Genomic DNA, 5,154 nt, shown 5'->3' with positions numbered 1-5,154 from the left:
TTCGGTACCGCCTCAGGCGACTCGCCGAGTACACCGGGCGCAGCCTGGATGACCCGCGCTGGATCGCTGAGCTGGGGCTGGCCTACCAGATCGAGCTGGCCGACGAGGTCAACGCCGTCTGACGACCGGACTGTCAGGCGTACCGCCGAATGAATTGCAGTGCGATGCCGGCGACTTCGCGCCAACCGTGGTCCTGCTGGCGTTTGAACGCGGCCTCGGAGATCGCCCGCGGCACCGTGTTGTCCTTCTCCCGCCGTTGGCCTGGAGAATTTCTTCGAGGGTGTGCTGGTCGATGCTGGACACAGGTGTCGACATCAGTTGCTCTCCAAGGGATTTTGACGGCGATCAAAGGGGTGCACTGAGCCTGCAACGACCACACCGATCGGTCACTGTCCCGGGGCACACAATTGGGGGCACCAAAGTTGTGGCCGGGGCCAAATTCGGCCTGCTCAGATCCCAGCCCTACCCGACCGGCTCGCGCTTGGCCACCTGCCGCACCTTGGTTCGACGCTCGTCAAGGATGTGACCAAAGTCCTGTAGTAGCAACGGTTCACGTGTCACCAGATGCTCGATATGCTCGCGGTCGATCTCCAGCGCCGTGACCTCCTCAAGGGCGTACGCGCTCGCCAGGTTCGGTTGCCTGGTCAATGCGGTCAGCCCCAGAAACGCGCCCTCTTCCAGTGTGCTGATCGGCACGATCCCCCCGTCGTCGGCCGTCGCGGTCAGCTGAACACGCCCGGAGATCAGGAATTTCATCCCCGCCGGCACCTCACCGGCCGACTCCACGGTTTCGTCGGCACCGTATCGGACCAGCTTCGCGCACGCCTGCAGCGACCGCTGTTCGTCAGCGCTGATCCGCAATGCCGATGCCACCACCTTGCGCAACGCATCCTGGACACGTTCGGCGGTCGAATAATCGTCTTCGGCCTCGTCGAGGTGCAGTCCGTCCCGCCGGGCGGCGTACCAGGCCCAGCGCAGAAACACGGCCTTCGCGGCGCCGTCGTCGGCGGGTGAGTTCAGCTTGATGGTGGTGCGGTATTCGCCAGCGCCGACGGGTACCGAGCGCGGCACGGTGCCGGCCTGGAGCTGCGGCAGCGCGAGGGCAACGCGCGACAGCATCGCGCAAACCTGGTCGGGCGGGTCCGCGGCCGAAAACGTGGTCGTCATCGACAATTTGTGCACGCCGGGTGGGCGACTGAGATTCGTGAACGAGGTGCTGGCCAGCATCGAATTCGGCATTACGCGCATTCCACTGCCGGTTTCGATGTGCACGGCCCGCCAGTTCACCTCGACGACGCGTCCCTGGGCCGTCCCGGTGTCCAGCCAGTCGTTGATCCGGAAGGGCTGCTCGAACAGCATGAACAAACCCGACACGATCTGGCCGACGGAGTTCTGCAGCATCAGGCCGACGACGACCGATGTGACGCCGAGTGCGGTGAACAGGCCGGCGATCCGGACGCCCCAGACGAACGACAGGATCACCGCCAGCCCGACGCCGATCAGCGCGAAGCGGGCGACGTCGAGGAAGATCGCGGGCAGCTTTTTGCGCCAACTGTCTTCGGGCGCGCCCTCGAACACGGTCGCGTTGAGGCCGGACAGCAACACAACCACGACCAGCAAACCGAACACCGTGGTCAGGACGCGCACCGAGGTATCCCGGGCCGGGACCTCCGAGGCCTTCACCAGCAGCAGCAACAGCGCACCGAGCGGCAGTAGATAGTTGCGCAGCAGCGTAACCTGCCGGGCCATGCGGCTGTTGCGCCGGGCCAGTAGATCCTGCAATTCGGTGAGTGCGATCAGCGTGATCGGCAGGCCGAGTGCGATGCCGATCGCCCAGTAGAACCACCCGGAGTGAAATGCGTTCATCAGCGCTCTGCCAACCGGTAGAAAGCCTGGTCGGTTCCTGCGACCGAAATCGTGCCGGCCGGAGTGAACTGCCGTACCTCGTGCATCGCGTCATACACCTGTGAAGTCACGTAGATGCCGGGCTGCGGTGCGCCACTGTGCATTTGGTAGGCCAAACTCACCGCGGCGCCCCACATGTCGTAGACCAGGCTGGATCGGCCCACCAGACCGCTGACGACATTGCCGGTGTTGATGCCCACCCGAAGGCTCAGCTGATGGCCGGTCTGGCTGTTGAACCGATCGATGACACGGTCCATCTGGAGGGCGAAGTCGACGCTTCGATGGATGCTGTCCAATCGCGGGGTGACCACGCCACAGCTGGCGAGATAGCCGTTGTGGAACGTCCGGATCCGTTCGACGCCAAGAGCTTCTGCTGCCGCGTCGAATTGCCGGAACAATTCGTCGACGATCCCGACCAACTGGTTCTCGGGCATTTCGCTGGACATCTCGTCCAATCCGACGATGTCGGCATAGATCACCGCCACGTCCTGGTGCTTCTGGGCAATCGTCGTTTCGCCCTCGCGATACCGTCGCACCACCGATTCGGGCATCAGCGCAAGCAATAGTCGGTCGTTCTCGCGACGCTGCTCGGCGAGCAGCTCTTCCTTGATCGCCAGATTCCGACTCATCTCATTGAAAGCCGCAGTGAGATCACCGATTTCGTCTCGTGCCATGACCGGAATGTTGATCTCGTAGTCGCCGGAGCTGATTTTTCGGGTGCCCTCCTCGAGCCGCCGCACGGGGCGCACCGCTGTCTGCGCGATCAGCATCGAGGCCACACAGATGACGAAAACCATCCCCGCGACCCCGATCACGAGCGTCTTCAGGAACTTGCCCAGCCGCGCAAAGGCATCGGAGTTGTCCCGAGTCGCGAGCACCGACCAGTGCAGATCGGAATTCGGCAGATTCAACGGGGCATAGGCCTCCAATTCGGTGTTACCCGTGTAATCGGTGGCGCTGACGACTCCGGTCTCGCCGCGCTGTGCGGCGCGAAGACCCGCGCTGGGCACCGGCTGCACCAGCACCGTGCTACCCAACCGGATCGCCCGGTCGACAACGTCGGGTGGAGTGCCGGCGGCAATGGCCTGGCGACGGTATTCCTGGGGGTCTTCCAGGAAGAGCCGCGAATCGGAACGCATCAGGTTGTCGGGGCCCGCCAGATACGTTTCGGTCGCGGCCCCCATGCCCGCGGCTCCCCAATGTCTGTTGGCGTCCATGATCCTGTTGATCTTCGCGATCGGCACGGGCAGGGCCATGACGCCGTCGAACTTGCCGTTCATACCGATCGGCGATACCACCCACGCCGTGGGGGCGTTGAGTTGCGGCTGGTACGGCTCGAAGTCGGTGAACCAGACAAAGTCAATGTCGTTGGATCCCAGCGCTTTTTCATACGCGTCGCGGAGCTTGGATTCACGATATGGACCGGTGAGGATGTTGGTACCGAGGTCCGGGCCTTTCTTGACCGAATAGACGACATTGCCCTTCGTGTCCAGCAGCAGCACATCTCCATAGTCGAAGCGGGTGACGATACCGCGCATGTAGAAGTCGAAATGCGTGTTGGCCGTCGTCCAGGAACTGCCGTCATGGGCGTCCTCAACGGGCAGTGAGTTGGTCCTCGGCCCGACCGTGTAGTGCGCCTGAAGGTACTTCTGCTCGTTGGAACTGGGCAGAATCCGTTTGAGATCGAGTGAGTCACCCGACACCCGCTGGATCGGTTTGATCATGTCGTTCTGGTAGTAGGTCTCCAGCGCCTGCTGCTGGTCGGCAGTGATCGTCGCATTGGCCAATTGGTCGAAGCCCGCGGTCAGTGCTCGGGTCGCGTCCACGATGCTGTACCCGCTGCTCCAGAGGTCTATCGAGTTCGTGACCTCCCGAAACAGCGACTCGATTTGCCGGCGCTGCGACTCGCGCAGCTCGATCAGCCGCTCCGACTCGACTTCCCGCAACGCGGTACGACCGGACAAGGCTCCGATGAGGCCGATCACGGTGACCGACAGAATGCTCGACAGCAGCATTGCCACCAGGACCTTGGACTGGATGCCGAAGCGGAAGCGCGTCCAAACCAGCGGACGACGCAACCCCCGCTTTCTGACGCGGGCGGTTTCGACCTCCGTTGCGGCGTCTCCCGTCTCGCCCTTTGACGCGACCGACGTCAATCGGTCTCCTTCCCGGTTCTTCGTCCCCGACAGTTTTACGGCACGCGGATAACGCGCAGACTAACGCGACAACCGCAAGATAATCACGTTTGTCGGGAAGTTATGGCGTCTGAAACCTTTCGGCGATCGCCGCGTTGACCACTAACGTCAGCCGAATGACAACGCGTGTCTGTGTGGTCGGCAGCGTGAACCTGGATCTGACGGCACAGGTCGAATCCCTTCCGCGACCCGGTGAGACGGTGCTGGCGTCGTCGTTGACCTACGCACCCGGCGGCAAAGGCGGCAATCAGGCCGTCGCCGCGGCGCGAGCGGGTGCACAGGTCCAGTTCGTCGGCGCGGTGGGCGACGATCCTGCCGCTGAGCAGTTGCGGGCGCACCTGCTGTCCAACGGCGTTGGGCTGGACGGGACTGTCACACTGCCCGGGCCCAGCGGTACGGCGATCATCGTGGTGGATGCCGGCGCGGAGAACACGATCGTGGTGGCGCCGGGCGCCAACCGGTGCTTGACTGCGGACAACACCACGATCGCCGATTGCGATGTGCTGTTGACCCAGCTCGAGATTCCGGTGACGACGGCAGTGGGCGCGGCCCGCCAGGCCCGGTCGGCCGGAGCGGTCGTCATGGTCAACGCCTCACCGGCCGGCCAGGATCGACACGCACTGGCCGAACTCGCGGCGCTGGCCGACGTGGTGATCGCGAACGAATCCGAGGCCGACGAATGGCCTTGGCAGCCAACTCACCTCGTGGTCACCCTGGGCGCGCGCGGCGCCCGGTACGCCGGTGCCGACGGCGAGTTCCGGGTGTCCGCCCCGGCGGTGACCGCGGTGGACACCGCCGGAGCCGGCGACGTGTTCGCCGGAGTGCTGGCCGCCACCTGGCCGAACTCGTCAAACCCTTCGCAACGGCGCCGCGCATTGCAGTATGCGTGCGCCGCCGGGGCATTGGCGACCACGGTGCCCGGCGCCGGTGACTGCGCGCCGGATGCCTCGGCTATCGATGCGGCAGTGGTGAGCGACTGATGCGGGCAACGACCGCCGCCGACGTCGCCCTGGCGCTGTTCGCGGCTTTCGGTGTGCTCGGATTCGGCTGGCGC

The 5,154-nt window shown here is 64.4% G+C and carries 4 protein-coding genes; 2 read left to right on the top strand and 2 right to left on the bottom strand.

What is annotated here, in order from left to right:
* Positions 1 to 122: helix-turn-helix domain-containing protein (locus VML93_RS36795; protein ID WP_325618531.1), on the top strand; the 122-nt coding region annotated here is incomplete at its 5' end.
* Positions 123 to 462: 340 nt separating this feature from the next.
* Here the strand turns inward: VML93_RS36795 and VML93_RS36790 are convergent.
* On the bottom strand, positions 463 to 1,866 hold the full coding sequence (locus VML93_RS36790) for a mechanosensitive ion channel family protein (RefSeq protein WP_325618527.1): 1,404 nt from the start codon (positions 1,864 to 1,866) through the stop codon (positions 463 to 465).
* A complete protein-coding gene (locus VML93_RS36785) occupies positions 1,866 to 3,983 on the bottom strand; it encodes an adenylate/guanylate cyclase domain-containing protein (protein ID WP_414686542.1) in 2,118 nt (705 codons plus the stop codon). Before VML93_RS36785 ends, VML93_RS36790 begins: the two co-directional genes overlap by 1 nt.
* A gap of 233 nt (positions 3,984 to 4,216) precedes the next feature.
* On the opposite strand from VML93_RS36785, the gene VML93_RS36780 reads away from it, so the two are divergent.
* Positions 4,217 to 5,080, top strand: a complete 864-nt coding sequence (locus tag VML93_RS36780; protein WP_325618525.1) for a ribokinase — start codon at positions 4,217 to 4,219, stop codon at positions 5,078 to 5,080.
* Positions 5,081 to 5,154: the final 74 nt, after the last annotated feature.

This window comes from Mycobacterium sp., assembly GCF_035499775.1.
Classification (GTDB): domain Bacteria; phylum Actinomycetota; class Actinomycetes; order Mycobacteriales; family Mycobacteriaceae; genus Mycobacterium.
This window is presented reverse-complemented; position numbering and strand designations above follow the sequence as displayed.